Source organism: Streptomyces sp. NPDC058650 (genome assembly GCF_042717315.1).
Classification (GTDB): Bacteria; Actinomycetota; Actinomycetes; order Streptomycetales; family Streptomycetaceae; genus Streptomyces.
The window spans coordinates 98,868-123,170 of sequence record NZ_JBHXRL010000010.1 but is presented as its reverse complement, the minus strand read 5'-3'; the positions used below and the strand labels follow the sequence as shown (position 1 = coordinate 123,170).

General features: G+C 71.4%; 22 protein-coding genes and 1 tRNA gene. 8 read left to right on the top strand and 15 right to left on the bottom strand.

Annotated features, from left to right (window positions below; genetic code table 11):
• Positions 1-58 precede the first annotated feature (58 nt).
• Positions 59-751, top strand: coding sequence for a type 1 glutamine amidotransferase domain-containing protein (locus ACFWWU_RS19880; protein WP_384147027.1), 693 nt, complete (start codon positions 59-61; stop codon positions 749-751).
• Between the two features lie 7 nt (positions 752-758).
• On the opposite strand, the gene ACFWWU_RS19875 is transcribed toward ACFWWU_RS19880, so the two are convergent.
• Both ACFWWU_RS19875 and ACFWWU_RS19870 read right to left on the bottom strand, forming a co-directional pair.
• Entirely contained in the window at positions 759-1,364 is a 606-nt protein-coding gene (locus ACFWWU_RS19875; protein WP_384147025.1) for a hypothetical protein, read from the bottom strand.
• Positions 1,365-1,929: 565 nt separating this feature from the next.
• Positions 1,930-2,003: transfer RNA gene (locus ACFWWU_RS19870), tRNA-Pro, on the bottom strand.
• A 579-nt stretch (positions 2,004-2,582) separates the two neighbouring features.
• Here ACFWWU_RS19870 and ACFWWU_RS19865 point away from each other — a divergent pair.
• The gene (locus ACFWWU_RS19865; protein WP_384147023.1) at positions 2,583-3,791 is read left to right on the top strand and encodes an acyl-CoA dehydrogenase family protein; all 1,209 of its coding nucleotides are present in this window, start codon (positions 2,583-2,585) and stop codon (positions 3,789-3,791) included.
• 105 nt (positions 3,792-3,896) lie between these two features.
• On the opposite strand, the gene ACFWWU_RS19860 is transcribed toward ACFWWU_RS19865, so the two are convergent.
• The 10 genes from ACFWWU_RS19860 to ACFWWU_RS19815 all read right to left on the bottom strand — a co-directional run bounded on the left by ACFWWU_RS19860 (position 3,897) and on the right by ACFWWU_RS19815 (position 15,341).
• Positions 3,897-4,469 (bottom strand): GAF domain-containing protein, encoded by a 573-nt coding sequence (locus ACFWWU_RS19860; RefSeq protein ID WP_376408309.1) that lies wholly within the window; start codon positions 4,467-4,469, stop codon positions 3,897-3,899.
• Positions 4,466-5,089 carry an ATP/GTP-binding protein gene (locus tag ACFWWU_RS19855; RefSeq protein ID WP_317600978.1) on the bottom strand — a complete coding sequence of 208 codons (624 nt, stop codon included), beginning with the start codon at positions 5,087-5,089 and terminating at the stop codon, positions 4,466-4,468. The genes ACFWWU_RS19860 and ACFWWU_RS19855 overlap by 4 nt, the downstream gene beginning before the upstream one ends.
• A complete protein-coding gene (locus ACFWWU_RS19850) occupies positions 5,067-5,438 on the bottom strand; it encodes a DUF742 domain-containing protein (protein WP_317602198.1) in 372 nt (123 codons plus the stop codon). The genes ACFWWU_RS19855 and ACFWWU_RS19850 overlap by 23 nt, the downstream gene beginning before the upstream one ends.
• A 2-nt stretch (positions 5,439-5,440) precedes the next feature.
• Positions 5,441-5,875: a roadblock/LC7 domain-containing protein gene (locus tag ACFWWU_RS19845; protein ID WP_317600976.1), complete on the bottom strand. Its 435-nt coding sequence runs from the start codon at positions 5,873-5,875 to the stop codon at positions 5,441-5,443.
• 7 nt (positions 5,876-5,882) lie between these two features.
• Positions 5,883-7,880, bottom strand: a complete 1,998-nt coding sequence (locus ACFWWU_RS19840) for an ATP-binding protein (protein WP_384147019.1) — start codon at positions 7,878-7,880, stop codon at positions 5,883-5,885.
• Positions 7,881-8,817: 937 nt separating this feature from the next.
• Positions 8,818-10,059 carry an amidohydrolase gene (locus tag ACFWWU_RS19835; protein ID WP_384147017.1) on the bottom strand — a complete coding sequence of 414 codons (1,242 nt, stop codon included), beginning with the start codon at positions 10,057-10,059 and terminating at the stop codon, positions 8,818-8,820.
• Positions 10,056-10,883, bottom strand: a complete 828-nt coding sequence (locus ACFWWU_RS19830) for an ATP-binding cassette domain-containing protein (RefSeq protein WP_384147015.1) — start codon at positions 10,881-10,883, stop codon at positions 10,056-10,058. The genes ACFWWU_RS19835 and ACFWWU_RS19830 overlap by 4 nt, the downstream gene beginning before the upstream one ends.
• Complete coding sequence (locus ACFWWU_RS19825; protein ID WP_384147014.1) at positions 10,880-12,778, bottom strand: dipeptide/oligopeptide/nickel ABC transporter permease/ATP-binding protein; 1,899 nt, start codon at positions 12,776-12,778, stop codon at positions 10,880-10,882. Before ACFWWU_RS19825 ends, ACFWWU_RS19830 begins: the two co-directional genes overlap by 4 nt.
• Complete coding sequence (locus ACFWWU_RS19820) at positions 12,778-13,773, bottom strand: ABC transporter permease (protein ID WP_384147012.1); 996 nt, start codon at positions 13,771-13,773, stop codon at positions 12,778-12,780. Before ACFWWU_RS19820 ends, ACFWWU_RS19825 begins: the two co-directional genes overlap by 1 nt.
• Positions 13,773-15,341 carry an ABC transporter substrate-binding protein gene (locus ACFWWU_RS19815; protein WP_384147010.1) on the bottom strand — a complete coding sequence of 523 codons (1,569 nt, stop codon included), beginning with the start codon at positions 15,339-15,341 and terminating at the stop codon, positions 13,773-13,775. The genes ACFWWU_RS19820 and ACFWWU_RS19815 overlap by 1 nt, the downstream gene beginning before the upstream one ends.
• Before the next feature lie 130 nt (positions 15,342-15,471).
• Between ACFWWU_RS19815 and ACFWWU_RS19810 the strand changes: the two genes are divergently transcribed.
• Both ACFWWU_RS19810 and ACFWWU_RS19805 read left to right on the top strand, forming a co-directional pair.
• Positions 15,472-16,536, top strand: coding sequence for an Lrp/AsnC family transcriptional regulator (locus ACFWWU_RS19810; RefSeq protein WP_384147008.1), 1,065 nt, complete (start codon positions 15,472-15,474; stop codon positions 16,534-16,536).
• Positions 16,537-16,689: 153 nt separating this feature from the next.
• The gene (locus ACFWWU_RS19805) at positions 16,690-18,141 is read left to right on the top strand and encodes an amidase (protein ID WP_384147006.1); all 1,452 of its coding nucleotides are present in this window, start codon (positions 16,690-16,692) and stop codon (positions 18,139-18,141) included.
• A gap of 84 nt (positions 18,142-18,225) precedes the next feature.
• Here ACFWWU_RS19805 and ACFWWU_RS19800 read toward each other — a convergent pair whose 3' ends face one another.
• Positions 18,226-18,663: a PPOX class F420-dependent oxidoreductase gene (locus tag ACFWWU_RS19800; RefSeq protein ID WP_384147004.1), complete on the bottom strand. Its 438-nt coding sequence runs from the start codon at positions 18,661-18,663 to the stop codon at positions 18,226-18,228.
• An 83-nt stretch (positions 18,664-18,746) separates the two neighbouring features.
• Here ACFWWU_RS19800 and ACFWWU_RS19795 point away from each other — a divergent pair, with 83 nt between their 5' ends.
• Positions 18,747-19,238 (top strand): hypothetical protein, encoded by a 492-nt coding sequence (locus tag ACFWWU_RS19795; protein WP_384147002.1) that lies wholly within the window; start codon positions 18,747-18,749, stop codon positions 19,236-19,238.
• Positions 19,239-19,304: 66 nt separating this feature from the next.
• Positions 19,305-19,871 (top strand): TetR family transcriptional regulator, encoded by a 567-nt coding sequence (locus ACFWWU_RS19790; RefSeq protein WP_384147000.1) that lies wholly within the window; start codon positions 19,305-19,307, stop codon positions 19,869-19,871.
• A 27-nt stretch (positions 19,872-19,898) separates the two neighbouring features.
• Here the strand turns inward: ACFWWU_RS19790 and ACFWWU_RS19785 are convergent, their stop codons facing one another.
• Together ACFWWU_RS19785 and ACFWWU_RS19780 are read right to left on the bottom strand one after the other, a co-directional pair.
• On the bottom strand, positions 19,899-20,822 hold the full coding sequence (locus tag ACFWWU_RS19785; protein WP_384146998.1) for a hypothetical protein: 924 nt from the start codon (positions 20,820-20,822) through the stop codon (positions 19,899-19,901).
• A gap of 425 nt (positions 20,823-21,247) precedes the next feature.
• Positions 21,248-22,216 carry a LysR family transcriptional regulator gene (locus ACFWWU_RS19780; RefSeq protein ID WP_384147243.1) on the bottom strand — a complete coding sequence of 323 codons (969 nt, stop codon included), beginning with the start codon at positions 22,214-22,216 and terminating at the stop codon, positions 21,248-21,250.
• A gap of 39 nt (positions 22,217-22,255) precedes the next feature.
• Here ACFWWU_RS19780 and ACFWWU_RS19775 point away from each other — a divergent pair, with 39 nt between their 5' ends.
• Together ACFWWU_RS19775 and ACFWWU_RS19770 are read left to right on the top strand one after the other, a co-directional pair.
• Positions 22,256-23,149 (top strand): serine hydrolase, encoded by an 894-nt coding sequence (locus tag ACFWWU_RS19775; protein ID WP_384146996.1) that lies wholly within the window; start codon positions 22,256-22,258, stop codon positions 23,147-23,149.
• Between the two features lie 83 nt (positions 23,150-23,232).
• Entirely contained in the window at positions 23,233-24,249 is a 1,017-nt protein-coding gene (locus ACFWWU_RS19770; RefSeq protein WP_384146994.1) for an MBL fold metallo-hydrolase, read from the top strand.
• Positions 24,250-24,303: the final 54 nt, after the last annotated feature.

The following is a 24,303-nucleotide window of genomic DNA, read 5'->3' as shown; positions in this document are numbered from 1 at the left end:
CGGGCATAGCGTGGAGGACATCGCCGCACTGACGATCCGAACCCCCGGAGGCCCCCACATGTCCAAGATCCTTCTCGTGATGACCGGTGTCGACCACTGGACGCTCGCCGACGGCACCAAGCACCCCACCGGCTTCTGGGCCGAGGAGGCCGTCGCGCCGTACGAGGCGTTCAGGGCCGCCGGCCACGAGATCGTCGTGGCCACCCCCGGCGGCGTCGTCCCCACGGTCGACCGGGGCAGCCTCGCCCCCGAGGTCAACGGCGGCCAGGAGGGCGCCGACAAGATCGCCGCCACCCTCGCCTCCCTCGCCGAGATCAAGAACCCGATCACGCTGGAGGACGTGAACCTCGACGACTACGCGGCCGTCTTCTACCCCGGCGGCCACGGCCCCATGGAGGACCTCGCGGTCGACCCGACCTCGGGCCGGATCCTGATCGACGCCCTCGACTCGGGCAAGCCCCTCGCCGTCGTCTGCCACGGCCCCGCCGCACTGCTCGCCGCCACACGGGCCGACGGCACCAACGCCTTCGCCGGCTACAAGGTCGCCGCCTTCACCAACGCCGAGGAGGCCCAGGCCGGCCTCGCCGACAAGGCCAAGTGGCTCCTGGAGACCCGCCTCGTCGAGGCCGGCGTGGACGTACAGGTCGGCGAGCCGTGGGCGCCGAACATCGTCGTCGACCGCAACCTCGTCACCGGCCAGAACCCGTCCTCCTCCGCCCCACTCGCGGCCGAGGTGCTCAAGAAGCTCTAGCTCGGTGTCATCGGAGGCGACGAGCAGGTCCCATGCCAAACGGAGGCACTCTTACCATCCCGCCGATCTGGAGGTGCACGCCGTCGTGTCCTTCGCCGCCCGTGAACCTCGGATTCAGAGTGAACGCAATCGAGCGGAAGAGGCCTTGGAGGCGCACGCTGCCGTCGGAATCCGTGGGCTCGGTCGACCCTGGGGGTGGTTGGTACGCCTCGCCCATGACTTTGTTGGCGTCGACGATGAAGTCGGCGTCGCCGCTGAGCTTGATGACCCGCGTACCCACCGGGAGATCCAGAAACTCCATGGTCGAGGCGAACGATCCCAGATGAAGGACGGGATCCTTCACCTCGGCGTCGAAAGCGACTGTGAACGAACTCCCGCCCTTGAGACCCACGATTTCCACCAGGTCCGAGGCGGGGAGCGGCGGGGTGAACGCCGCCGTTCGAAAGCCCGGGAACGTCCCGTCGAGGAAAGCGGCGCCCAAGGGGGGCCGGTCCGTCGTCAGGTTGCCCTGCCCGGTGAGCGTCACCATCTGGCCACCCAGGGTTCCGACGGCCTCGGTCTTCTCATGGTTGATGAACGTCCAGTCGACGAACGCAAGCCGACGTGTCGCCATGTGTCTCGGCCTTCCTGACGATCTGGCTCATGTGCGCCAACGGGTTCGCCCGGAAGCTCCCGTTACGCGCCCCAAGACCGGCCCCACCGGGGCACGTGTGGCCTGGTCAATGACAGCGCTCGCGGCGCTGAACCTCTCAGGAAGGACGGCCTTGTCACATGGCCGGGGGCTCGCTGTCGGGGCATTTTTCAGATTAGCCGGATCTGAGATTCGCGGCTCGCGGGGCCGTACCCGGCCTGGGGTGATGCGGGGCGGGTGACGGGGACGCGAGTCGGCTCGACTTCTCCTCCGGGGTTGCCGGGTAGAGCAATTCGTTCCGCCGAACGGGTGGGAAGCCTCGGCCCTGGACGAGGCTGAAGTCACGGCTTTCATCGAGGCGATCAAAGGCGGCCGTCTGTTCGGCGTGATGCTCCTGACCCTTATCGCCGAGCGGCCCGCAGAGGTCTGCGGGACTCGCCGGGAGGAGGACGTCGACCTGTCCTTCACCAAGCGGGTCTACGTCAAAAGCCCTGCCTCACCGAAGTGAGACAGGGCTCTGATCTGCGACTACGAGGCGAACCTCTAGTCGGGACGACAGGATTTGAACCTGCGACCCCTTGACCCCCAGTCAAGTGCGCTACCAAGCTGCGCCACGTCCCGATGCCCGTCTGACCTGGGGTTTCCCCTGGCCGAACGCGCATGAGAACGATACCGCACTTTCGACGGTGGTCACGAACCCTTTCCGGCGCCCAGGCGGGGGCACACGCCGGGGGCGCGGCACTCACTCTCCGTAACGCTTCCGCGCGCCCCTCAGTGCGCCCGCGCGCCCGTGGCGAGGGCTCGTGGAGTGGGGAGGGCGGGGGCGAGGCCCGTGTTCTCGGGGCTGGAGCGGGGTGGGGCGGGTTCCGGAATGCCGCTCCTATGGTGACGAAGGGGCTCATGTGGACACCTCGGGGCCCTCATGGCCATATGCCCCTGGATCCGTTGCCGTTGGCATGTGGCAGAAAGATGCCCACGGGGAATGGACTCCGGATCGGCGGAAGAGGGCCAACACCACACGAAACACAGTCAGATTCAATCGTCAACAGCTCCTGTTTCGGACAAAAGTCGTGGCGATATTGCTCCGTCCCGGAAAGATCAACACCATGAAGAGGTCGGCCTGTTCGGGACGGGACCACTGCCGATGCACCACCTGCTCGATCGACTCGGGGAGCAGGCGTTTCGCAGGGGAGGACTCGAATGGACGGCTACTTCAGCAGTCGACTGCATCATCAGCTCAGGGAGACGGTCCGGGACTTCGCAGAGCGTGAGGTTCGGCCACGGATAGCCGAGATGGAAGCATCCCGGACAGTCCATCACGAGCTCTCCCGGCTCATCGCCGAGCAGGGCTGGCTAGGCGCGACAATCAGCCAGGAATACGGCGGTATGGGCGCCGGCCATCTCGCCAAGACGATCATCATCGAGGAGCTCTCCCGGGTCAGCGGCGCGATGGGCGCCATGGTCCAGGCCTCACAGCTGGGCACCGCCAAGATCGTCCACTTCGGCAGCGACGAGCAGCGCAAGACCTGGCTCCCGGCCGTCGCCGCCGGTGAGTGCCTGCCGACCATCGCGGTCACCGAGCCCGAGTCCGGCGGTCACGTCCTCGGCATGAGCGCCAGCGCGGTCCGCGACGGCGACGACTACATCCTCAACGGCAGCAAGGTCTTCGTCGGCAACAGCCACGTGGGCGATCTGCACGGTGTCGTGGTCAGGACCGGTCCCGGTTCGAAGGGACTCACGGCCTTCCTGGTCGAATCCGATCGCCCCGGGTTCAGGACCGGTCCGCAGCAGCCCGCCATGGGACTCCACGGCTTCAGCTTCGGCGAGCTGATCTTCGAGAACTGCCGCGTACCGGCCTCCAACCGCCTCGGCGACGAGGGCGACGGCCTCGCCGTCGCGTACTCCTCCAGCGTGCTGTACGGGCGGGCCAACCTCACCGCCGTCTCGCTCGGCATCCACCAGGCGATCCTGGAGGAGACCACCCGGTTCGCCTCCGAGCGCATCCGTTACGGCAAGCCGCTCCACGACCTGCCCACGGTGAAGCTGAAGCTGGGTCAGATGCAGTCCCGGCTGATGACGGCCCGGCTCGCCGCGTACCACGCCGTGCACCTGCTCGACCAGGGCATGTCCTGCGACGCCGAGCTGATGAACGCGAAGCTCGTCAACGTCGAGTCGGCGATCGACTCCGGACGCAACGCCATGGAGATCCATGCCGCCGCCGGCCTCTTCACGGACCGGGCGATCGAGCGGTACCTCCGGGACGCGCACCACATCTTCGCCCCGGCCGGCACCTCCGACATCCAGCTCCTGCGCCTGGCCGAGGTCGCCCTCGGCCAGGACAAGGGCAGTTGGTCCGAGCGGCTCTCCGAGCTGGTCCGTACCCCGGAGCTCGAACCGGTGCACGCCTGAGCGGGCACGGATACGGCCGGGGCCCCGGTACGGCGACACGCGCCGTACCGGGGCCCCGGCCGTCTTCCCCGCGGTTCCGGCGTCCGTCCCCGCGGTTCCGGGTGCTCAGAACATGCCGTCCTCGCGGCGGTGGATCTGCTCCACCAGCTCCGCCGCCATGGCCTTGATCGTCTCCAGTCCGGCGCGCCCCCACGGCCGGACGTCGGTGTCGACCACGCAGATCGTGCCCAGCGCGACACCAGTACGGTCGATCAGCGGCGCGCCCATGTAGGAGCGGATCCCGATCTCGTCGACTACCGGGTTCCCCGCGAAGCGCGGGTAGTCGCAGACGTCCTCCAGGACGAGCGCCTTGCGCCGTACCACCACGTGCGGGCAGTAGCCGTGGTCGCGGGCCATGTAGCGGCCGACGCCACCGGTGCTCGCCGCGGCCGCGCCCAGGTCGCTGCCCGAATGGGTGCCCTCGGGCGTGTGCAGCCCCGCGAAGAACTGCCGGTTCTCGTCGATGAAGTTGACCATCGAGAACGGCGCCCCGGTCACGTCGGCGAGACGGTGGGCGAACTCGTCGAACGCCGGGTCCGGCCGCTCCCCGAGCCCGAGTTCACGCAACCGCTGGACGCGCGCGGGCGCGTCCTTGTCGATGGGGGTCAGCAGGAGATGACCGGTCGGGTCGTAGGTCATGTCGTGGCTCCGAAGCTCGGCACGGCGGCCGGGATGGTGGTGAGGAGATGCTGGACGAGGGTCAGCAGGGTACGGATGCCGGAGCTGGAGATCCGGGCGTCGCAGACGACGACCGGCACCTCCGGCTTGAGGTCGAGCGCGGCCCGCACCTCGTCCGGCTCGTAGCGGTAGGCGCCGTCGAACTCGTTGACCGCCACGACGAAGCGGATGCCCCGCCGCTCGAAGAAGTCCACGGCGGAGAAACACTCCTGGAGCCTGCGGGTGTCGGCGAGGACGACCGCGCCCAGCGCGCCCTCGGAGAGCTCGTCCCACATGAACCAGAAGCGCTCCTGCCCGGGGGTGCCGAACAGGTAGAGCACATGGCGGTCGTCGAGCGTCATGCGCCCGAAGTCCATGGCCACGGTGGTCGTGGTCTTGGACTCCACGCCCTCCAGGCTGTCGGTGGCCGCGCTGACCGAGGTCAGCAGCTCCTCGGTGCTGAGCGGTTCGATCTCGCTGACCGCGCCCACGAAGGTCGTCTTGCCCACGCCGAACCCGCCCGCCACAAGGATCTTGAGAGCGGTGGGGAAGGGGTCGGTCGCGAAACTCTCGTGGCGCTCAGAGCCGTTGTCGTAGGCCATCGAGCACTGCCTCCAGCAAGGAACGGTCGGTTGGGTAGGCGTGGAACCGGGGGGCACGGGCGGTGAGTGCCCCACAGTCCACGAGGTCGGAGAGCAGGACCTTGGTGACGACGGCCGGCAGCCGTAAGTGCGCCGCGATCTCCGCCACCGAGGTGGGCCCGTCGCACAGCCCGAGTGCCAGGCTGTGTTCGGGGCCCATGTGGGCCTGCGGGATCGAGCCGGTCGCCATCACCATCGAAAGCAGGTCCAGCGCGGTGCTGGGCTTGGTCCGGCCGCCGCTCACGGTGTACGGCCGGATCAGCCGGCCTGCCGCGTCGTCGAGCCAGGGCCCTTCCTGATGGGACGTCATGTTCACTGCCCGATGCCACCTGCCGCACCGGCCGCCTGCCGGGCAGGCGTGACCAGGTATGGCCGGACGCTCTTGACGAGCATCGCCATCTCGTAGCCGAGTACGGCGGCGTCCGCCTCGCGTCCGGCGAGGACGGCCAGGCAGGTGCCCGAACCCGCGGTGGAGACGAACAGGAGCGTGGAGTCGAGCTCCACGACCACCTGGCGTACCTCGCCGCCGTCGCCGAACCGGGCGCCCGCGCTCCGGCCGAGCGAGTAGAGACCGGAGGCCAGGGCCGCCATGTGGTCGGCGGCGTCGGGGTCGAGGCCGTGGACGGATTTCACGAGGCCGTCGGAGGAGAGCAGAACGGCGTTGCGGGTGTACGGAACCCGCTGGACCAGTCCGCTCAGCAGCCAGTCGAGATCCGAGGAATGGCCGTTCGGCACATTGCTCGCCATGGTGCATCTACTCCTTGTGCGCGTCGCCTGGACGCAGCGGCTCGTGGGGGGCGGGCTGGGATTCGGCGAGGCCGATTCCGCGCTGGAAGGCGGCCATCAGACCGGGGTCGTGCAGGGCGTGCTCCTCGGGCCTGCGGGCCGCGGGCTCGTCGCGCAGCTGCGGGACGAGGTGCTCCTGCGCGCGCCGCTTCGGGAGGAGGGGCCGGCCGGAGGGCTCGGCACGGGAGGCCGCGGGCGCCGGAGGCAGCAGCGGGGCCTGGTGCTCGGCGCCGACCGACTGCGCCGTTATCGAGGGGGCGGATCCGGCGTCCGCACGGCCGTCGACGTGGCCGTTCAGGTGCGTGCTCGTACGGGGGTACGCGAGCGGGTCGGCAGACGGGGCCTCCTCGTGGCGGGCGGCGGCCCGCTCCGGGGAGGGTGCGGGCGCCATCGGCGCGGAGGCCTGGGTGTACGCCGGCACCTGACCCACGGCCGGGACCGGGAGCGGGACCGAGTGGGGTCCCTCGTAGTTCCCGTCGTAGTTCACGTCGCGGTGGCCTTCGTGGTGCCCGTCGTGCCGGTCGGAGCTCCGGACGTCGGCGTGGGAAGGGGCGTCGGCGTGGGCCGGGACCTGGACCGGCGCCGGAGCCTGGACCGGCTCGGGGGCGTGGACCGGCTCCGGGGCCTGCGCCTGGGGCTGCATCTGCACCTGCCCCGGCGGGACCGCCGGGGAGCCGACGGCCGCGGCGGCCTGGCGCTCGTGCTGCGCCAGGCCCTCGGGGTCGGCGCCGAGGAGGCCCTGCGGCAGCACGAGGACGGCCTGGACGCCGCCGTAGATGTTCGACTGGAGCCGTACGGCGATGCCGTGCCGGCGGGCGAGCGCCGAGACGACGAAGAGGCCGATGCGGCCGTCCTGGAGCAGATGCGCGACGTTGACCTGGTCGGGATCGGAGAGCAGGGCGTTCATCTTGTTCTGCTCGGTGACGGGCATGCCCAGGCCGCGGTCCTCGACCTCGATCGCCAGGCCGGCCGTGACGTACTGGGCGCGCAGCAGCACCGTGGTGTGCGGGGCGGAGAACAGTGTCGCGTTCTCGACGAGTTCGGCGAGGAGGTGGATGACGTCGGCCACGGCATGGCCCCGGAGCGTACCGTCGATCGGCGGGACGAGTTTCACCCGCGGGTACTGCTCGACCTCGGCGATCGAGGAGCGGAGCACCTCGGTCATGGTGACCGGGTTCGACCACTGGCGGCGGGAGATGGCGCCACCGAGCACGGCGAGGTTCTCGGCGTGCCGGCGGATGCGGGTGGCCAGGTGGTCGACGTGGAACAGGCCCTTGAGCAGCTCCGGGTCCTCGACCTCGTTCTCCAGCTCGTCGAGGAGCTGGATCTCGCGGTGGACGAGGGACTGCAGGCGCCGGGCGAGGTTGACGAAGACCTCGACCTTCTGTTCGTTGCCGACGCTGCTGGAGAGTCGGGACGCCTGGACGACGGCTGCCACGGCGGCCTCGTGCGAGCGGTTCAACTCCTGTGACAGCAGGTCGAATTCATCACCTGTCGCGGGGCCGGACGGCATCGCGGGGCGGGGCGGGAGCCCCTCCCCCCGGCGCAACTGTTCGACGATCGCACGCAGCTCGCTCTGACCGCGGGCGCTGGAGCGGCGCAGGGAGTTACAGCGGTCCAGGACCGCTTTGGCCGCCCGGTCGGCGCCGAGCGCCGCGGCGGTCACGGAGGCGACGGTGAGGGCGGCCGCGCCGGTCAGCGCGGCCCAGAGGCCGGGCGTGGGGCTGGCCCCCGTGGAGCGGATGGTGAAGAGGACGGCCGCCGCGCCGCCCAGTGCCACCGCGACGGCGGGGAGCACGGAGGTGCGCAGGAGTTGGGGGCGTATGCGGGCTTCCGTCGAGAGCGGCGCGGATGTCTGCGCCGGGGGGGTGCTGGGAGTGCCGGAGGCGGAGCGGGCGCCCGACCGGCCGTGCCGCCCGCCCTCGCGTCGATCGGACCGCGAGGCGGGTGCGCGAAGTTGAGACATGAGTGTCCTTGGTACGTGCCCAGGAATCGGCGTACTGCGGGTACAGGGGGTGGACTACGGGGGTGCTTCAGACGGTTGTTCAGGGCTGTCGTGCGGGGTGTCGTGCCGGGGGTACTGCGAGGGTGCGATGAGCCTACCGATGATCACCAACCACACACTGTAGTCGTCAACCGTTCATGTGCGGTGCGCAGTTGGCAAACTTACCCGTAGAGCGGGCCGGTCTGGTATTGCCCTTCGCACAACAGGCCGAGAAGCACATGGCCGAAAGTCGACGTCTCGCCTTCGACAGGCCGTGGAGCGGCGGGAACGGAAGAGGGCGGAGGTGCTCGCGCACCTCCGCCCGCTGCGGAAATCGCCTCCCACCGGAATCCCCCGGCGGAGGCGCGGACCGGCCGGCCCGCACGCGCGCCACGTCGTGCGGGCCGCCTCCGGCGCCTCCCGGCCGGTATCCGTGCCGGGCTCCCCGGGCGTCCGTCCGGTACCCGGATTCGCGTTCGCGCTCGATGCGGTGACGCGCGGCCCGTGACCGTCGGTGAGAGCGGAACGTTCCCAGCCGCCCGCGGGGGCCTGGGCGAACACCCGCCACCACGAGCGTCCGGCAGCCGCTCGACGCCCGGCCCGAACGGCTCGCCCGGGCACGGCAGGCCGACCCGCCGGCCAGTCGCGTGCCTACCGCCCGCCCTCCAGGCCGCCGTATGACCCGAGTCCCGCCGTGCCCTCATGCGGTTCGTTCGAGGAACGCGGCGAGGTGCTTGTCGTAGGTGTCGGGGTCGGCGTTCCAGGCGCCGGTGTGGCTTGCCCCCTCGACGGTCACGAGGGTGACCTCGTCGGGCCAGTCGCGCGCCGAAGGACCGGGGGCCGCCGGAGGACGAGGCGGTAACCGTGCGCGCGGCGTTCCTCATCACGGTATCCGCGCGTACGTCCTTCCTCGTTCTGGTCACGTCAGGCGGCTCAGCGCGGCCGACACCAGTGTCTGGACGCCTGGCACGAGCACGGAGAGGTCGGGGGCGAACAGGGGGCTGTGGTTGCCCGGTACGTTGCCGGCCTTCTCGGCCAGGTCCCTGCCGGGGGCCGCCTCCCACACGTCGGCCGGAGTCGAGGTGACGTACCAGTAGTCGTAGGGGACGCCGTCGGGTACGAGGAGGGAGAAGTCCTCGCTGCCCATCGCCGGCCCGAAGTCGAACACCGTGTGCGCTCCGAAGAGTTCGCCGTGTACCGCCGCGATCTGGCCGTCGAGTACGGCGTCGTTGACGGTGTTCGGGTAGCCGGGCCGTACCGCGACGTCGGGCGGCACCGGACAGCCGGCGGTCCGGCACTCGCCCGCGACGATGCGGCGGACGGCTCCGAGGACCCGGTCGCGTACGTGCGCGTCCTGAGTGCGCAGGTTCAGGGAGAGCCGGGCCTCGGCGGGGATGATGTTGTGCTTCGTACCGGCATGGAACTGGCCTACCGTCAGCACCACCGCGTGCGCCGCCGCGACCTCCCGTGACACCACCGTCTGGAGACGCGTGACGATGTAGGCGGCCGTCACGACCGGGTCGACCGTCGACTCGGGGCGTGAGCCGTGGCCGCCTACGCCGTGCACGACGACGTCGATGTCGTCGGAGGCCGACATGGTCAGGCCCGGGGTGTGCGGGTAGAAGCCGGCGAGTCCCGGCGTGACGTGCTGGCCGAGCAGCACGTCGGGGCGGGGGAAGCGGGTGCGCAGTCCACCGGCGACCATGGCCGAGGCGCCGCCGCCGGACTCCTCGGCGGGCTGCCCGATGACGACCAGCGTGCCGGACCAGGTGTCGCGGGCGGCGGCCAGTGCCTCGGCGGCGCCGGCGAGCCAGGTGACGTGCAGGTCGTGGCCGCAGGCGTGCATGACCCCGTCGACGGCGGAGGCGTACTCCAGGCCGGTGGCCTCCTGGAGCGGCAGCGCGTCCATGTCGCCGCGCAGCCAGACGACCGGGCCGTCACCGTTGACGAGGACTCCGACCACACCGGTGCCGCCGATGCCTTCCGTCACGTCGTAGCCGGCCGCGCGCAGGCACGCGATGAGCTTCGCCGCGGTGCGGTGCTCCTGGAAGGCGAGCTCGGGATGACGGTGCAGGTCCCGGTAGAAGTCCTCCAGTGCGGCGGGCTTCAGACCGGCGGTGATCTGCCGCGTGCGGTCGGCGACGGCGGTCGGATCGTTCATGCTGCTGTCTCCTTCTTCTCGAACGTCGGCTTCGCCTCGAACGCCGACTTCTCCTCGAACGCCGGTGCGCTCGCCAGCAGGCGGCGTGTGTAGGGGTGTCGCGGGGCCCGGTACACATCCCGCACCGGCCCCTGCTCCACCAGCTCCCCCTGGCACAGCACGGCGACCTCGTCGCTGACATGGCGGACGACAGCCAGGTCGTGGGAGATGAAGACCATCGTCAGGGCCAGCGAACGGCGCAGTTCCTCCAGGAGGTTAAGCACCTCGGCCTGGACGGAGGCGTCGAGCGCCGAGGTGATCTCGTCGGCGATCACCACTTCGGGTTCCACGGCCAGGGCGCGGGCGACCGCGATGCGCTGGCGCTGGCCGCCGGAGAACTCGTGCGGGTACTTGGCCGCGGCCGAACCGTCCAGCGCGACGGTCTCCAGCCACCGCTCGACCGTCGCCGCGTGCTTCCCGGCGTCGGCCCTCACCGGGTCGACGGCCTCGGCGATGGCCTCGCCGACCGTCATGCGCGGGTTGAGGGAGGCGTACGGGTCCTGGGAGACGAGCTGGATCCGGCGGCGTACCGCGACGAGCTCCCTTCCCGCGAGACCCGTGAGGTCTTCTCCGCCGAGGGTGATGCGGCCGGTGCGGACGGGGTGGATGCCCACGATCGCCTTGGCGATCGTCGACTTGCCCGATCCGGACTCGCCGACCAGGCCGAGCGTCTGCCCGGCCCGGACCCCGGTGGACACGCCGTGCAGCACCGTCCTGGCGCGCCTGCCGTGCCCGAAGGCGACGGTCAGGTTCTCGACGGCCAGCTTGTGGGGGGACGTGGTCATACGGCCGGTACCTCCTCGTGTACGGCATGGCAGGCGACGGCGTCGACCATCCGCGGGCGCTCGGTGCCGCAGAGGCCGTCGAGCACCACCGGGCAACGGTCGGCGAACGCGCAGCCGTCCGGGCGGTCGGCGGGCGCCGGCGGGCGGCCCGGGATCGTCGCGAGCGGTGCGCGCGCCTCGGTGGTGTCCGTATCCGACCCCGTATCCGAACCCGAACCCGCTCCCGAACCCGCATCCGCGTCCATGTCCTGAAGGCGCGGGCTCGCGGCCAGCAGGGCCTTGGTGTACGGATGCCTGGCGCGGCCCGCCCGCAGATCGGCCGCGGACAGTTCCTCCGCCACCCGGCCGGCGTACATCACCACGACACGGTGGCAGACCGTGCCGATCACCCCGATGTCGTGGGAGATGACGAGCATGCTCGTGCCGCGCGTTCGGTTGATGTCCTTCAGGAGGTCGAGGACGTCGGCCTGGACGGTCACGTCGAGGGCGGTGGTCGGTTCGTCGGCGACGATCAGTCGCGGACCGGGCAGGAGGGCGGCGGCGATCATCGCACGCTGCCGCATGCCGCCGGACAGCTCGTGCGGGTAATGCTTCACGACCCGGGCGGGGTTCTCGATCCGCACCTGTTCCAGGGCCTCGACGGCGCGCCTGCGCGCCTCACTCCTGCGCACGCCCTGGTGCACGCGGAGCGTTTCGGTCAACTGACCGCCCATCCTCAGGGCCGGGTTGAAGGAGGCCGACGGGTCCTGGTAGACGATGCCGATCTCGGTGGCCAGGCGCCTGAGGTCGGCATCGGGGCCGACCAGGTCGAGGTCGCCCAGGGCCAGTTCGGCCGCGTGCGCGGACAATCCCTCCGGCAGGAGCCGTGTCACGCTCATCGCCGTCAGCGACTTGCCGGAGCCGGACTCCCCCACCAGGCCGACGATCTCGCCGGGCATGACGTGGAAGGAGACGTCGTCGACGAGACGGGTGCCGTCCGGCAGGGCGACGACGAGGCCCTCCACCTTGACCAGGGCGTCCACGGGTGATCGGCGAGAGCTCGCGGACACCGGGACGGCGGAGCGCCTCGTCCTGGCCTTCGTACCACCGGCACGGGGGTCGAGTGCCGTGGCGAGGCCGTCGCCGACGAAGCCCGCGAGGACGCCGGTGACGGTGATGGCGACCGCCGGGCCGATCGCCTCGGCGGGGTTGGTGTAGAGGGACTCCAGGCCGGAGTTGAGCAGCGATCCCCAGTCGTAGTCCGGCGACTGTACGCCGACCCCCAGGAAGGACAGGCCGGACAGCGCGACGAGCACGTTCGCGAAGGCCACCGAGAGCAGCACGAGCAGCGGCCCGGAGATGTTGGGCAGCAGGTGGCGGGCGAGCACACGGTGAGCGGGTACGCCCATCAGGCGAGCCTGGGTCACGAAGTCGCGCTGGGCGACCGACGCCGCCATGTTGGCGGTGAGGCGGGCGAAGGCGGGTGCGCCGCCCAGGCCGATCGCGAGGACGGAGGCGGTGGGTCCGGTCCCGAGGACCGCGGCGATCACCAGCGCCAGGATGAGCGCCGGGTAGGAGATCAGCACGTCGATCAGGCGCAGGCCCAGCTCGCGTACGCGCCGGCCCGAGACCCAGACGACGGTGCCGAGCAGGGTGCCCGCGACGGCGGCGATCGCGGTCGCGGCGAGTGTCATCTCCAGGGTGAGGCGGGTGGCGACCAGGGTGCGGGCCAGGACGTCGCGGCCGAGGGCGTCGGTGCCGAGCCAGTGCTCGCCGGACGGATCGGCGCGGGCAGCCCCGCCGAGGGCGGTCGCCCGCTCCTCCCACAGGAAGGGTGCGACGACGCTGAGGAGGGCGATCAGGCCGAGGCCGGCGAGGGCGAGGACGAGCGGGGTGTTCCACCGTATGCGTCGCATCAGCGGCCTCCCTTTCCGGCCAGGGTGCGCGGGTCGAGCAGAGCGAGGACGACATCGACGACCAGGTTGAGGAGGGCGGCGAGCAGCCCGAGGACCAGGACACAGCCCTGGATCACGGGGTAGTCGCGGACGAGGAGCGCCTCGACGACGCGCTGGCCGATGCCGGGCCACGCGAAGACGGCTTCGACGACGACCGTGCCGCCGAGCAGGCCCGCGAGGATCAGTCCGCCGAGGGTGAGCGTGGCGGTCAGCAGATTGGGCAGGGCGTGACGGGCGTACAGACGGAGCGGGGGCAGGCGGCGGCCCCGCGCGGTGCGCATGTAGTCCTGGGCGAGGACGTGTCCGGCCTCGCTGCGCACGATGCGGGCCATGACGCAGGTGCCGGGCAGGACGAGTGCGGCGATCGGGAGCACCATCGACGAGACGGTCTCGGCGCCCGCCGCCGGGAGCCAGCCCAGTCCGATGGCGAAGCCGAGGACGAGCAGCGTTCCGATGATGTACTCGGGTGTGGCGCCGAACAGGCCGGTGACGAAGGTGAACGCCCCGTCGGTGCGCCGGCTTCCGCGTGCGGCGACGGCGAGTCCGATCGGCACGGCGAGCAGCAGCACCGCCAGGACGGAGAGGAACGCGATCTCGGCGGTGAACGGCAGACGGCTGCCGATGATCTCGGCGACCGGTTCCTTCGTCTGGAAGGAGGTGCCCAGGTCGCCGCGGAGCAGACCGCTCGCGTACGTACCGAACTGCGTCGACAGCGGTTGGTCCAGGCCCAGCTCGTGGCGGGCCTGCTCCACGTCGGCAGGTGTCGCGTCGGCGCCCGCGACCACGCGCGCCGGGTCGCCCGGGATGAGCTGCACCATCAGGAACGTGCCGACGACGAGCGTGATCGCGACGGCGGCGAGCCCGACGAGACGCCGGACGAGGAAGGTGCCCCAGGGGCCGAGCGGCGCCGTGCGCCTCGCCCCCGCGGCCGTCTCGCTGGTCAGTGTCGTCGCCATCAGCCGGTGACCCGGAGCGTGGAGAGGGTCAGGGATCCGGCCGGCATCGCGAAGGAGACGCCCTTGCGGGCGACGTAGTGCACGTTCACCGTGGCGAGCGGGATCACGTCGTCGGCCTTGAGCAGGGCCTCCTGGGCCTTCTGCCAGGCGGCGCACTTGGCGTTCCGATCGGTGGTGGAGGTGGCCGCGAGGTAGTTCGCCGCGTACGCCGTGTTCTTCACCGCGCCGTAGTTCTGGCCGCCTTTGGCCGGTTCGGGGCCCAGGAAGTAGCTGCCCCCGCGCGCGAGGCTCCCGCTGATCAGCGGGAAGACGGTGGCGTCCCAGTCGCCCTGGTTGGCGGTGACGTCGGTGGCCCAGGTGGCGTTGTCGGCGTTGGTGAGCTTCACCTCGGCGCCGGCGGTGCGCAGGGCCTCGGCGACGTAGGAGTTGCCGGCGCCGCCGGCGACCGCGTTGGACCCCTCCAGCTTGATGGACACTCCGGTGAGGGCCTTCTTCGCCGCGGCCGGGTCGGTCGTGGTCAGCAGGGAGGTGTCGGTGGAGACGCAGGCGGACTTCTCGTCCACGTACGACGTCATGGGCCGGCCGGCGCCACCGAAGACCTTGTTGAAGGCGGTGGCGCTGACCGCCTGCGCGACCGCGTCGCGGATCTTCGGGTCGGCGCCCGGGTGTCCGGGGCGCTGGTTGAAGGCGATGAAGTTGCGGATGAACGGCGTCGACCTGATCGCGTACCCGGCGTTGCCGGTGAACCGCGTGACGTCCGTGCCGGTGAGGGGGACCAGGTCGAGGGCGCCGGTCCGCAGCTGGTTGGCGAGGGTCGACTCGTTCCTCGCGACCTGGATCCGCAGCGTGTCGGCCGGCTTCCCGGCGGGCGCCGAGGCGAACCGTGGATACGCGTCGAAGCCCTTGCGCAGCCTCAGCTCGTACGAGGCGCCGCGCCGCGCCGCCGCCATCTCGTAGGAGCCGGAGGCCGCGCCCTTGACGGCGCCCCGGGCGAGCGCGGCGTCGCCCGCGTGGAGACCGGCCTCGCAGATGATTCCGGCGCCGGTACCGGAAAGGCCGGCGAGGACCTCACCCCACGGGGTGGCGGTGGTGATGGAGAGGGTCCCGGCCGCGTCGTCGGCCGTGATCGTGGTCTTCTCGCCGGTGTTCGCGGCGCCGAAGGTGAGCAGGGCTCCGGCCGAGGTCGCCCGGTAGCGCTGGAGGGAGGCGACGACCTGCGAGGCGGTCAAGGAGGAGCCGTCGGAGCAGGTCAGGCCCTTCTTCAGGGTCAGGGTCGTCTTCGTGGGCGTGGACGTCCAGGTCTCGGCCAGACCGGCGACGAACACGCCGCCGTCGTCCTGGCCGATCAGCGGCTGGTACAGCAGCGACGTCACCATGTAGTCCGTGCCGCCCGCGCCCTTCGCCGGGTCGAACGAGGTGACGTCGGAGGTGACACCGATCTTGACGATGCCCCCGCTCGTGCCGCCGCTCGACGAAGGGCCGCCGGCGGAACCGGTGGTGCAGGCGGAGGCCAGGAGGGACGTGGCGGCGACCATGACGGCGCCGGAGAGGAATCGCGAACGGTGCATGGAGGACTCCCCGGGACGGAGGGCTGTGGGCTGGGGCGGGCGGCGGTGCCGCGGTGTGATGCGGCATACAGAACAGGCCACTTCCCGCCCCACCCCGAAATTGCAAGAATCCGCAGAGGGAGGCGTTCACATGCACGAATCCGCAGCACTCGTCGGCCCCGCCGCAGCCGACACCCCGCCCCGGGGAACACTCGATGAACTCGATCTCGCGCTCGTCAACGCCCTCCAGTTGGCGCCCCGCGCCCCCTGGGCACAGCTGGCCCGCCCGCTCGGCGTGGACGCGGCGACGCTCTCCCGACGCTGGGCCCGGCTGCGCGCCTCCGGTGAGGCGTGGATCACCTGCCACGCGGCTCCGTCCCAAGTCACGTACGGCTCCCTCGCCCTGATCGAGGTGTCGTGCAGGCCCCAGGCCCGACAGGCCCTCGCCCAGCGGCTCGCCCGCCATCCGCAGGCGGTGAGCGTGGAACTGGTGGCGGGAGCGTGCGACCTGCTCCTGACGGTGGCCACGGCGACCCCGTCGTTGATGACCGCGTACGTCCTCGCTCTCGGCCGCGACGAGGCGTTGACCGCCAGCCGCACGCACCTGGTGCAGCATCTGCACCGGGACGGCAGCGAGTGGCGCATGGACGCGCTCTCGCGCGACCAGCGGCGCGACCTGGCGGAGCCCGAGGACAGTGCCGCCCGCACCACCGCCGCGATCCTCACGCGCGAGGACCGTGCCCTGATGCTCGCCCTCGCCGAGGACGGCCGCCGCTCCGTCGCCTCGATCGCCGCCGAGCTGGACCGCCCCGAGTCGACGGTGCGACGGCTGCTGCACTCCCTCCTGCACGGCGGCAGAGCGGTACTGCGCTGCGACACCGCCCACCTGCACTCGGGCTGGCGCAGCTCGGCGACGCTCTGGATGTCCGTGCCGCCCGCGCAGCTCGCCGCGGCGGGCGATGAGTTGAGCCGCCTGCGGAACACCCGTATGGCGGCGTCGGTGTCCTCCGAAGCCAACCTGCTGAGCGTCGTGTGGCTGCACACCCTGGCCGACCTCGGCCGCTACGAGGCCCAGGCGGCCGTCAGGATCGCCTCCGCGCGCGTGCTCAACCGGGCGGTGAACCTGCGCTGGATCAAGCGCATGGGCCGTCTGCTCGCCGACGACGGCCGCAGCACCGGCTGTGTTCCGATCGACCTGTGGCACCCGATCACCTGATCACCCTCTTGAGGGTGCTGCGGATTCCCGCACATCGCCTGCGGTCTTGGCGGATCCGTGCAATCCGCAGGGCGGTCAGGACCGGTCCCTGAGGCTGACGTCACCGCCGGACGGCCGACCGGCCCGCCACGGCCCTGACCGAGAGGGACGCCCATGCCCAGCCACCCGCCCGCCGCCGACGAACTCGGCTACCTCAGCGCCACCGAGGCTCTTCGGCTCTTCACCCGCCGTGAGGTGTCACCTGTCGAGCTGATGCGAGCCGTCGTCGAACGTGCCGAGAAGGTCGAACCGCAGATCAACGCCTTCACCGAGCGGCTCTTCGACGAGGCCCTTGAGCAGGCCCGGCACGCCGAGGACCGCTACCTCGGAAAGAACGGCCTGGTCCCCCGCCCGCTGGAGGGCATCCCGGTCGCGGCGAAGGAGAAGCACGCCATCCTGGGCCGCACCCTGACCGAGGGCTCTCTCGTCCACGAGGGCCGGATCGCCGACGAGAACGCCCCCGTGATCGACCGCATCCTCGACGCCGGCGGCATCATCCACGCCCGCACCACCACCCCCGAGTTCTCCCTCTCCACCTACACCCACTCCCGCATGTGGGGCATCACCCGCAACCCGTGGAACCGCGACTTCACCCCCGGCGGCTCCTCCGGCGGCTCCGGCGCCTCCCTCGCCGCCGGCACGACCCTGCTCGCCTCCGCCTCCGACATCGGCGGCTCCACCCGCATCCCCGCCGCGTTCACCGGAACGGTCGGCTTCAAGGCCCCCTACGGACGCAATCCCGGCCTCGGCGTGCTCACAGCCGACCACTACCGCGGCGACGGCCCCATGGCCCGCACGGTGGACGACACCATCGCCCTCCAGAACGTCCTGGCCGGCCCCGACCCCCGCGACCACGCCTCGATCCGCCCCAAGCTGACCCTGCCCCCCTCGTACGAGGACGTCAGCGGCATGCGCATCGCCCTGTGTCTGCGGCTGGGCGAGTACGAGCTCCACCCGGAGATCGAGGCCAACACCCGCGCCGCCGCCCGGGCCCTCGCCGACGCCGGCGCGCACGTGGAGGAGATCCCCCTCCCCTGGACCCGTGCCGACCTGCTCACCGCGCTCGCCGGCCACTTCTCGACCGTCTTCGGCGGCCTCGTCATCGAGGCCGCCGAAACCCATCGCGACCTGCTGAGCCCGTACGCGGTCGCCTTCGCCGACACCATGACGTTCGCCCGCACCCAGGTGAGCTACCTCGACTCCCTGCGCGCCGAGCACCGGCTGCAACGCGAACTCGCCACCGCCATGGCCGGATTCGACGCCATGCTCTGCCCCACCACCGCCGTCCCCGGCTGGCACGCGGGCGACGACCTCTCGGGCGAGAAGGTCGTGGTGCACGGCGAGGAGGTGGCCGACACCCTGTGGAGCGCCATGACCAGCCCCTTCAACATCAACAACCGCTGCCCCGTCCTCAACGTCCCCTCCGGCATGTCGAGCTGGGGAATCCCCATCGGCCTCCAGATCGTCGGCCACCCCTACGACGACCCGGCCGTCTTCCGCGTCGGCAAGGCCCTGGAGACCCTCCGTCCCTGGTCGTACGCGCAGGTCGAAGACCGGCTGTCGTAGCCACGACGAGGACGCGGGCCGGCGCATCGTCCCTATGGTTCTTGGTCGATAAAACGCTCTATCGGCCATCAGGACCTCGACCCGCTACCGAGCCCCGGCACCCGGGCGTCCAGGTGCCCAGCCGTCCGACTGCCCGTCCAGCCGGATCCGGATGCCCACCGTGCGCCCGGAGCCGCCGCGCAGCCTGCTGCCGAGCAGTCCGACTCGGGCGGCCAGTCCGTACTTGCGTTTCATCAGGCCGGTGAAGTGCGCGCTCGCGTCCGGCGTCAGCACCTCGGCGAAGCCGGTCACCGGGGCGCCGAGCGGTGTGCCCCGCCAGTCGCAGGGGCCTACCGTCACCCGGCCGCTGTTGCGGATCCGCTTCACCTTGCCGGCGTCCGCGGTGCTCCACACGGCCAGCGCCCGGCCGTCCAACATCACCCAGACCGGGGTGGGCACTGCTCTGCCGTCTCGGCGAAAGGTGGTGAGGAGGAGGTACTTGCCGGCCGCCAACTCGGCCAGTGCCGCGTCGATGTGAGTCATCGGCTGAGAGTAACTGGTTAGTCAATTAAGCTGCCGCCAGTACGGCCAACCGATGCGAACGTTGCGGCTGAAAGGATTCCCGTATGGGGAGATTCGTCTGGGCCCTGCTCGCCGGCTTCGCGATCGGTACCCCCGCGGTCCCTGTCGGCCTCTCGCTCTCCCTGCCCGGCCCGGTCGCTCTGCTCGCGGTGCTCCTGGGCTCCGCCTGCTGCGTGGTCTTCGCGGTGTTCGCCATGGAACGCGCCCGGTCACGCTGGCAGTCCTGGCGCCGGAAGTCCTCTGCGGCACAGGCCGGTTCGGCGGCGGGCGCATCCTCCGACGGCGCGGCCGCGGACGACCGGCTCTCCGGCGCCGCGGGGCGGCGGGCGCGGCGAGTCCTCGACCGGTACGGCGTGGTGGGCTTCGGCATCGTAGGGCCCGCCCTCTTCGGGACCTGGGGCTCGTCCCTGCTCGGCGCCGCGCTGGGCATCCCTCGTTGGCGGCTGATCCGCTGGCTGATGGCCGGCGTCACCCTGTGGTGCACGGTCCTGCTGGTCGCAACGGATGCGGCCTTCGGCGCCTTCGGGATGGGGTGACCGGCCGATCGGCGGGGGCGTCCCCACGCCGCAACTAACCGGTTAGTCGCCGGTACGATGACCCGCATGTCCCGAGCCGACGCGACCAAGGCCCGCATTCTTCAGGCCGCCACCGACGAGTTCGCCACACACGGCATCGCTGGAGCCCGGGTGGACCGCATCGCCAACGCGGCGGCGGCCAACAAGAACCTCATCTACGTCTACTTCTGCAGTAAGGGCCGGCTCTTCGACGCGGTCTTCGACGCCCACGTCACCCACGGCCTGGACTCGGTCCCCTTCACCCCCGACGATCTCCCCGAGTACGCGGGACGGCTCTTCGACTACTGCCGGCAGCACCCCGAGGTCATCCGGCTCGCCACCTGGCACCGCCTGGAGCGCGGCGACAGCCACGACCGGGACCCGGCCGTCGCGGCGCCGACGCACCACGCCAAGCTGGAGGCGCTTGCCGCGGCGCAGAAGGAGCACGGCATCGGCGCCGACTTCTCCCCCGCCGCGCTGCTCACCTTCGTCCTGAGCATCGCCCTCGCGTGGAACCCGAGCAACGCCACCAGCGTGCCCGCCTCCACGATCGAGGCCGAGAGCACCGACGACCGCCGCCGCGCGATCGTCGCGGCCGTGCGCCGCCTCCTGTGAGCCACGCTGAACGCGAGACGACCTGATTCAGAATCTGTGCTCGATCTTCTTTTCCCGCATCAGCTTCTCCAGTTCCCTGTCCGACAGCAGGTGCAGAGTGTTCAGGAGATGGCGCAGGCCGCGTTCGTCGAGGGTCTGGCTGGTGACCTCGGCCTCCGCGTTCCGGTGCCGGCGGACGAGGGTGACGGCGCGGCCGCCTCCGGGGAAGTCGCGGACCGTGCGCATCTCGCCGTGCGCGTCCACCGTGCAGGTCACGCCCCTCTCCGCGAACTCGGGGCATCGTGGTGCCGGCGTGAGCGGCGGGCGCACCGTGAGGGCCACGTAGGCGAACTCGTCCTCCCGGGAACCGCGGTATTCGACGCCGAAGTAGCCGGGTCCGGCCTCGGCACGGGACACCTGCATACCGGGCGGCGCAGCGCCCAGGTACAGCAGTTCCGGACGTTCCCGGTACCGCGCGACCTCCGCCTCGTGTTGGCGTTGCTTCGACTGCGCCGGGCCGACGAAGCCCCCGTAGACCACGCCGGCGGCCAGTACGGCCACCGCCCCCAGCCGTACCCACCGGCCCGGTACGAAGAGCGCCGCGGCCACGGCGTACGGCGCCCCCGTCAGCGCGATCCGGGTACCGGCGCTCCCCAGGTCGACGTCTCCGCCGTAGGCAGCCAGCCCTGCCAGGACGCCCAGCGTGCCGAGGACGAAGACCAGCATCGCCCAGCCGAGCCGGCGCGGCACGGAGCCGCACAGCGGCACGACGGTTCGCGCCGGTATACCTGCCATGGCCAGCAGGCCCACGGCCAGCGGCACGCCCAACACGAGGAAGGGCGCACTCGAAGCCACCCCACCACTCCAGGCCGTCACCAGCACCCCGAAGCCGAGCGCGGGCACCGCGGCCGTCATCGTCGCCCAGACCAGGAGGAGATGCAGGGCGGTCAGCGCCCGTCTGTCACCCGTCATGGCGCGGATCCTGCCAGCCGGAATCCTTACGCACATGAGTAGCCGTACTCAACAGACACCACCCCGCCCGCCCGCCGGCGTCCCGGCGTCACCGCCGGCGTAGGACGCCTACTGGGGCTGTAGGCCGTGGGGGCTGTAGGCCGTGGGGCTGTAGGCCGTGGCACTCCCCGCGGAACCATCCGCGCCTCCAAGGGGCCCAGGCGGTCTCCGCCTTGATCCAGCCGCTGGTGTCCGCACACGCGCCGTCCCCACGGCAGTCCCCGTGTCCGCGCCCCGACCAGCGCGGGGCCGTACCCCGTGGTCGGACGCCGCGGGTGCGGTGGGAAGGTCCACGCCCACCATCCTGGCCGGACAGCAGGGCCGGCACAGGAATACGCGTACCCGCGGCCCCGCTCTCCTCCCACCGGCAGCCGGCCGCCTCGACGTCAGCTCGACTCGTCGTAGACCACCGACCAGGGGCGGGGTGGCCCGTCCGGTGAGCGGGGAGTGTCATCGCGGCGCAGGGTCGCCGTACGGTCGCGGGCGAGCACACCGGCCGCGAGCTGCGCGAAGTGAGGGGCTGCCGGGTGGGCGGACCGGCCGGCCGGCCAGGCCCCGGTGGTCCGCTGGGTGAGGGGGCGGCCCGCCAGCGGCCGCCAGACGACGCGGGGTTCCTTGCGTGCCACCGGGCCCCTGTCGAAGGCGACGCCGTGGCCCGCGTGGACGAGGGCCAGCAGGAACTCGGGGTTGGAGGCGTGCCGGAGCCGGCCCGGCACGAAGCCCTCGGCGCGGCAGGTGTCGAGGACCCGGTCGTACCAGCCGGGGGCCTGGGCGCGCGGGAAGAGCACCAGGTCGTGGCCGGACAGTTCGGCGAGCGCGACCTCGGGGAGCCGGGCCAGTGGTGAGGTGCGGGGCAGGACGACGCCGAGTTCCGCGCACACCTCCGGGCCGAGGCGGAGTTCGGTGGCGTCCACGGGCTGGTGGACGAGGCCGACGTCGAGGCCACCAGAGGCGAGCAGCCGCAGCTGTTCCTCGGTGGTGATCTCCTGGAGATCGACGGACAGGCCCGGGGAGTGCTCCGCGCAGGCCGAGAGCAGCGTGGAGAGCATGGAGACCGTGGTGTCGGGCGGGACGCCCGCACGGAGGGTGCCCAGGCCGCCGTCCCCGGCGCGGCGGGCCAGCGTCCGTAACCGCTCCTCGCGGGCCAGGAATTCGCGGGCCTCGTCCAGCAGCACCATGCCGGCGGCGGTCAGCCGGACCTGGCGGTGCGACCGGTCGAACAGTTCGGCGCCGAGGTCCTTCTCCAGTCTGCGTACCGCTTGGCTGAGGGGCGGCTGGGCCATGCCGAGCCGGTCGGCGGCCCGGCTGAAGTGCAGCTCGTCGGCGACGGCGACGAAGATACGCAGGTGGCGCAAGAGATCCACAACCAAGAACCTTACGTGAGGGGCGAACCGATGGTCGAGGAACGGATCCGCGAGGTCTTCGCGGGGGCGGGAGCCGAGGGGTTGCTGCATGCGGTCCCGGTCGACGGGGGGCCGGAGGTCGAGGAGGTGGCCGTCGGCGCGGACGAGCCCGTCGTGATCGCCTCGATCTTCAAGGTGCTGCTGGTACTGGAGTTCGCCCGGCAGGTGGCCGCCGGCCAGCTCGACCCCCGTGAGCGGGTGCGGGTCACGGCGGGCGACCGCCTCGGCGGCTGGGGCACCGCCGGGTGCGCGGACGACGTCGATCTGTCGCTGCGCGATCTGGCGTTCTTCGCGATCTCGGTGAGCGACAACTCGGCGGCGGATCTGCTGCTCGCCCGGGTCGGCCTGGACACGGTGCGGCTGCTCGCCGGGGAACTCGGGCTCGCCGGAACCCGGATCGTGGGTGGCCCCCGTGACGTACTGGAGTCGATGCTCGCCGAGGTCGGCGCACGGGACGAGGCGGAGTTCGCCCGCCGATACCCGGCTCTGCCGGACGATCGCAAGAGACGGATGAGCGTGCTGGATCCGCAGCGGACCAACGCCGCCACACCCCGTGACATCACCCGGCTGCTGCGCCTGGTCTGGCGTGACGAGGCGGGCCCGCCCGAAGCCTGCGCTCAGGTACGGGAGTTGATGGCCCGACAGGTGTTCCGGCACCGGCTGGTGTCGGGGTTCCCCGACGAGGTGACGGTCGCGGCGAAGACCGGAACGCTGCCCGGACTGCACATGGAGGCGGGGATCGTCCGGTACCCCGACGGCGGTCGCTACGCGGTCTCCGTCTTCGCCTCTACGCGGGAGCTGGCCGCCTCGCGTACGGCGGTGGACTCCGCGATCGGCGCCGCGGCCCGGATCGCCGTCGACTTCCTTCGCAGCAAAGGGCTCTGACGTGCACTCATATGCGTACGCATATGAGGACTCCCGGATTTTGATCTTGGACGACGGGGGCCGCGTCCTGATCTCCTGACGCCATGAACGACGACACAGACGCACAGCGCCCGAAGCGGCGCATCCAGGGATTCGGCCGACGTACGGTGCTGCGCGGCGCCGTACTCGGCGCGGCCGCCCCACTGCTTCCCACGACCGCCTCCGCGGCCTCCGCCTCCGATGCGGCCACCGGCGGGGCCCCGGCGGCCGGTTCGGCCACCTTCCGCTGGCTGGGCACCTCCGGCTGGCGCATCGACGTCGACGGCCGGACGGTGCTCTTCGACCCGTATCTCACCCGGTTCAAGACCGGCCTGTTCGACGGTGGCTTCAAGCCGGGTACGAAGCTGGAGTCCGACCCCGAGCTCGTACGGGAGCACATCGGCCACCCCGAGATCGTCCTGGTCAGCCACTCCCACTGGGACCACATCGCGGATGTGCCCCACATCGCCAAGTCCACGGGCGCCCGGGTCGTCGGTACGGAGACCACGTTCCATCTGCTGGTCGCGTTCGGCGTCGACCCGGGACAGATCTCGGTGGTGAAGGGCGGCGAGATACTGGACTTCGGCGGGATCACCGTCGAGGTCGTGTCGAGCCTGCACAGCCGGAACAAACGGCACTCCTACTTCGCCCCGGGCACGCTGAACGCGCCGCCCGCGGCGGCCCCGAGGACCATCTCCGACCTGCCGGAGGGCGACACGCTCGCCTTCCAGGTGACGGCGGGAAGCGGCGGCCCTTCGGCGTTCCTGATGGGCGCCAGCGACTTCTCCGAGCGGGCCGTGCAGGGGCTGAGCCCCGATCTCGCGATGATCGCGGTGCCGTCCAGCGCCGCCACCTCGCGATACGTGCCCCGACTCCTGCGGGCCCTGGGCCGGCCCGGCATCGTCGTACCCGTCCACTGGGACAACTTCGAGGAGCCGCTGAGCGAGCCCCCGCGCCGCGACCCGGTCATGGACCTGGACGGGTTCGTCGCCCAGGTCCACCAGGAGTCTCCGACGAGCCGGATCGTCGTCCCGGACTACCGCACCACCTACGGCGGAGACATGCGGCCGGGGAGACTCTGACCGCAGCGCCGGCGGTGGCGCACCGCTGTCAGCCGCAGCAATCGTCCCCTGCCC

Bases quoted from the DNA above. Each gene is read 5' to 3' on its own strand.
- ACFWWU_RS19880 (WP_384147027.1), top strand. From the start codon at position 59: ATGTCCAAGATCCTTCTCGTGATGACCGGTGTCGACCACTGGACGCTC.
- ACFWWU_RS19875 (WP_384147025.1), bottom strand. From the start codon at position 1,364: ATGGCGACACGTCGGCTTGCGTTCGTCGACTGGACGTTCATCAACCAT.
- ACFWWU_RS19865 (WP_384147023.1), top strand. From the start codon at position 2,583: ATGGACGGCTACTTCAGCAGTCGACTGCATCATCAGCTCAGGGAGACG.
- ACFWWU_RS19860 (WP_376408309.1), bottom strand. From the start codon at position 4,469: ATGACCTACGACCCGACCGGTCATCTCCTGCTGACCCCCATCGACAAG.
- ACFWWU_RS19855 (WP_317600978.1), bottom strand. From the start codon at position 5,089: ATGGCCTACGACAACGGCTCTGAGCGCCACGAGAGTTTCGCGACCGAC.
- ACFWWU_RS19850 (WP_317602198.1), bottom strand. From the start codon at position 5,438: ATGACGTCCCATCAGGAAGGGCCCTGGCTCGACGACGCGGCAGGCCGG.
- ACFWWU_RS19845 (WP_317600976.1), bottom strand. From the start codon at position 5,875: ATGGCGAGCAATGTGCCGAACGGCCATTCCTCGGATCTCGACTGGCTG.
- ACFWWU_RS19840 (WP_384147019.1), bottom strand. From the start codon at position 7,880: ATGTCTCAACTTCGCGCACCCGCCTCGCGGTCCGATCGACGCGAGGGC.
- ACFWWU_RS19835 (WP_384147017.1), bottom strand. From the start codon at position 10,059: ATGAACGATCCGACCGCCGTCGCCGACCGCACGCGGCAGATCACCGCC.
- ACFWWU_RS19830 (WP_384147015.1), bottom strand. From the start codon at position 10,883: ATGACCACGTCCCCCCACAAGCTGGCCGTCGAGAACCTGACCGTCGCC.
- ACFWWU_RS19825 (WP_384147014.1), bottom strand. From the start codon at position 12,778: ATGCGACGCATACGGTGGAACACCCCGCTCGTCCTCGCCCTCGCCGGC.
- ACFWWU_RS19820 (WP_384147012.1), bottom strand. From the start codon at position 13,773: ATGGCGACGACACTGACCAGCGAGACGGCCGCGGGGGCGAGGCGCACG.
- ACFWWU_RS19815 (WP_384147010.1), bottom strand. From the start codon at position 15,341: ATGCACCGTTCGCGATTCCTCTCCGGCGCCGTCATGGTCGCCGCCACG.
- ACFWWU_RS19810 (WP_384147008.1), top strand. From the start codon at position 15,472: ATGCACGAATCCGCAGCACTCGTCGGCCCCGCCGCAGCCGACACCCCG.
- ACFWWU_RS19805 (WP_384147006.1), top strand. From the start codon at position 16,690: ATGCCCAGCCACCCGCCCGCCGCCGACGAACTCGGCTACCTCAGCGCC.
- ACFWWU_RS19800 (WP_384147004.1), bottom strand. From the start codon at position 18,663: ATGACTCACATCGACGCGGCACTGGCCGAGTTGGCGGCCGGCAAGTAC.
- ACFWWU_RS19795 (WP_384147002.1), top strand. From the start codon at position 18,747: ATGGGGAGATTCGTCTGGGCCCTGCTCGCCGGCTTCGCGATCGGTACC.
- ACFWWU_RS19790 (WP_384147000.1), top strand. From the start codon at position 19,305: ATGTCCCGAGCCGACGCGACCAAGGCCCGCATTCTTCAGGCCGCCACC.
- ACFWWU_RS19785 (WP_384146998.1), bottom strand. From the start codon at position 20,822: ATGACGGGTGACAGACGGGCGCTGACCGCCCTGCATCTCCTCCTGGTC.
- ACFWWU_RS19775 (WP_384146996.1), top strand. From the start codon at position 22,256: ATGGTCGAGGAACGGATCCGCGAGGTCTTCGCGGGGGCGGGAGCCGAG.
- ACFWWU_RS19770 (WP_384146994.1), top strand. From the start codon at position 23,233: ATGAACGACGACACAGACGCACAGCGCCCGAAGCGGCGCATCCAGGGA.